This is a genomic window from Mycoplana sp. 10N416 (genome assembly GCF_056394765.1).
Genome location: NZ_JBFTIM010000037.1, coordinates 1 through 3,466, shown reverse-complemented (window position 1 = coordinate 3,466; position 3,466 = coordinate 1). Strand labels below are relative to the sequence as shown.

2 protein-coding genes and 1 pseudogene are annotated in these 3,466 nt (G+C 55.9%); 1 reads left to right on the top strand and 2 read right to left on the bottom strand.

The features are described from left to right. Positions 1 to 352 (bottom strand): hypothetical protein (locus AC1DDS_RS25655; RefSeq protein WP_477481422.1); only part of this gene is annotated, 352 nt, incomplete at its 3' end. A 1,130-nt stretch (positions 353 to 1,482) separates the two neighbouring features. Between AC1DDS_RS25655 and AC1DDS_RS25650 the strand changes: the two genes are divergently transcribed. Beyond that, positions 1,483 to 2,694 carry a tyrosine-type recombinase/integrase gene (locus tag AC1DDS_RS25650; RefSeq protein WP_477481421.1) on the top strand — a complete coding sequence of 404 codons (1,212 nt, stop codon included), beginning with the start codon at positions 1,483 to 1,485 and terminating at the stop codon, positions 2,692 to 2,694. A 664-nt stretch (positions 2,695 to 3,358) separates the two neighbouring features. Here the strand turns inward: AC1DDS_RS25650 and AC1DDS_RS25645 are convergent. Then, positions 3,359 to 3,466, bottom strand: a pseudogene (locus AC1DDS_RS25645) (lytic murein transglycosylase); the annotation flags it as partial.

Sequence of the window (3,466 nt, the reverse complement as noted above, 5' to 3'; positions counted from 1 at the left end):
TGGATACGGTGTCGGTCACCGAACCCGGCTTCGTCGAGGCGAGGTCCGTCGTCGAATCCAGATCGCCCTTCGTGGAGGTGGTTTCCGACTTGTCGGACGACGACGAGCCGTTCCAGCCCTTGTCGCTGTCATGGGCGGACCGCAGCTTGTCGAGGGCTGTGCTGAGACGGTCGGCAAAGCTGTTGCCGGCGTCGTTGTCGTGGTCGGTGATCTTCGACAGACGATCGAAGATCTTCTCAAGCGTCAGAGCCGCAGTCTGGCTGTTTTCGTTGATGGCATTGCCGATGAGGTCGACGAGCGTCGTTTCAGCCTGGACTCCGGCTTTGGTTACATCGCGAATGTTGCTTGTCACTGCTTCTTAGCCTTTCTCCCCACCCTAAACCCTTTGGAGACGGTGGTTACTACTTCTATGGGTGCCGGATAATAGTTTTGGTTATTCCGGCGGTACGGCGGGACTAATAGTTCAGCGTTTTCGGAGGCGCAACAGCACTAACCCAATAAAAGAACTGAGAAGAATGGCCTCATTGCTGCCACATTATCCGGATGATCGGAGAACTGTTTTTTGAAATAGTTGCAGAAATCCGGTTTGCCCAAATTGAGGCAACAACCCGGTACGAATTGCCTGCGACAACTTATCGATACAACTGAATCCCATCAGCGCCCACTGAAAACATTAGCGTTTTCTGAAAGATGCAGGCCGCGACATACAAAAAATTCGCGCGGCAGGCGAAAATCAGGAAAAATCTGTGAATATCGCAATTTTACAACCGGAAGCTCGGCATTTGGAGGTGAGCAACCTCAAATTTGTCGGACGGTTTCGCGCTTGCCGGGGACGCTTCCCTATCACTCAACCCGAATCAAAGGGCGGAGCCCACTGATTCGCACCAGCGTCGGCACCGCGCACGGTCGACGGAAGTGTATCGTCGGTCGGTTGATACTGCGCCCGCGAGCGGCCACGCCTATAAAGAAGCCTGCACGTAGCTACCGCGGCATAGTCGGACGACGTCCCACCCGCCCCTGATGCCTAGGTGTCAAGCTTTCTTCGAAGGAGAAGGTGAAGGTGAAGGTTGCCTACCTTCGTATTGAAAGTCACATCGATCCGAAATGTCATTACGGATCTTGATCGCAGGTCGGACGTGCCTGGCGCAGATCGGCAATCCCGCATTCATGCGTGTGGACGCTCAGGACAGAGTAACCCGTCCCAACAACGCCAACAGGCTGTTCGCCAGGCCCACCTTAAAGGTGGATCAAAAGCGGGAGGTGCCATCCACGAGATAACGAAGTTTTTGAAATCGGCGCATCTTCTGCGGAATATGGTGCCCCATGCCGGCATTGAATGCTTGTCCATCAAGGTACATTTTTGCTCAATTTGATTACAGATCCGCTGATTTTCCTACGATTTCTTGTCATTGAGCGTCCAGCGTAGTACGCATTTGTTCACCTAAAGCCAAAAGCGAAAGGGGGATCAAAAGGGGGATCAATATGGCGAGGTCATTAAACAAGCTTTCGGCTTTGACCGTGAAGAATGCCGGCCCCGGTAAATTTTCAGACGGTGGCGGCTTGTGGCTGTACAAGCGAGAACACGGCCCGGGCCAATGGGTGCTCCGCTACACAATGCACAGCCGGCGTCGCGAAATGGGACTGGGCTCTGCCCAAGATGTGTCGCTGAAGGACGCTCGTGGAGCGGCGGACAAATGGCGTGGCGTGCTGGCCAAGGGCCTTGATCCGATGAACGAACGGGAACGTGAGCGACGGCAGGCCGAAAAGCGCCTGCACCTGTTGGAGGACGTCGCGAGTGATGCGTTTGAGAGCCGAAAGGCCGAACTGAAGAACGACGGAAAGTCGGGTCGCTGGTTCAGCCCGCTGGAAATCCATGTGCTGCCAAAGCTTGGCAAGAGGCCCGTGGGTGATATCGATCAGATCGACATCCGCGACACGCTCTCTCCCATTTGGCATTCAAAAGCAGAGACCGCGCGAAAAGCGTTGAACCGCCTCGCCATCTGCATGCGCCACGCGGCCGCCTTGGGGCATGAGGTGGATTTGCAGGCGACCGAGAAAGCGAGGGCGCTTCTAGGTCAGCAGAGGCACAAGGCAGGGAACATACCCGCGCTACCGTGGGCGGAAGTGCCGGCCTTCTACGCTTCTCTTTCGGACGGCACGACGACGCACCTTGCACTAAGGCTATTGATCCTCACAGGTGTGCGCTCGGCGCCGTTGCGGTTTCTGCGCCTAGAGCAAATCGAAGGCGATGTTTGGACCATCCCCGGCGAAAAGCAAAAAGGGCGCAAGGACAAGACGCCTGATTTCCGTGTCCCACTTGTGCCGGAAGCGCTAGCGATCATTGAACAGGCAAAGGCTTTTGCTCGCGACGGCTACCTCTTTCCGAGCATTAAGAAGGGTGTGATTTCAGATGCGACGATGGCGCGGCTGATGGAGCGTCGAGGGATGGTGGCTCGCCCACATGGCTTTCGCTCCAGCCTACGCGATTGGATCGCAGAAGCGACAAGTACTCCGTACGAAGTAGCGGAGACGACGTTAGGGCACACGGTTGGCGGCAAAGTGGAGCGCGCCTATCGTCGTACTGACTTCCTAGAGCAGCGTCGCAAGCTGCTGGAGGAGTGGACAAAGGTTGTGTCCACTCCTCCGAACGCTGGTCAATCTTCGTTTAATCCTCGCGAGCCGATTGCCGATTGATTCCGCGCACCTTCCCAGTCCAGCCGCGCGGCCTCAAATGCCTTATGAGTATCGGGGCTGTCCCCGACATGCTTCAAAAAAAGCGACAACGCGTCTTCGGAATTCCCTTTGTCCTTGAGGAAATCAGTTGCGACCCAGTAGTTATGCGTCTCTTCCTCAAGGAGTTTTTTTATCCCACCTCATGCTTTTAGTCCTCGCAAATGTTTCAGAATCTCTAAAATCAATGAGCGCCAGAGGCAAGATATGCAAGTGCTGCGCACCCGCTGATGCAAGGACCTGGCTGCACCTTCCTACAAATGCGAATTTCCATTTTGAATTTTTAGCGACATCTCCGCCAACGCTCTTCACACCGGCCGAATTGGGGCCGACGGCCGACCGTCCGCTGTTAGGACGCCCAACACGAATAGCGGACATCAGAGCTCTTGCCGCCGAGGACTGGGATTGGTCACGCCTGAAATCGCCGATGAAATTCAAGGTCGTCGCGCGACAGGTGATGCAGAATGTCTTGAAGAGCGCGAAGGCTGCCCAGAGGCGCCATCACTGGTGTCCAGTGAGTGCCGGAAAGCAGCATACACTGCTCACGACGTGCAGGCCATAAATCGTACTGGAGCCAGCAAATTGAACCGTCGCACGGCGACTTTAAGCTGGAAGCGGGCGCAACTATCTAACTGCCGTCGATCGCGGCGCCGATGCGGGCGATTGCCTGCTGATAGACACGCGCGGAGTTCCAGCCAGCGATGGCGCCCATGTTTCCTTGATAGCCCCCGCCGGC

Coding starts and splice junctions, on each gene's coding strand:
- AC1DDS_RS25650 (WP_477481421.1), top strand. CDS start 1,483: ATGGCGAGGTCATTAAACAAGCTTTCGGCTTTGACCGTGAAGAATGCC.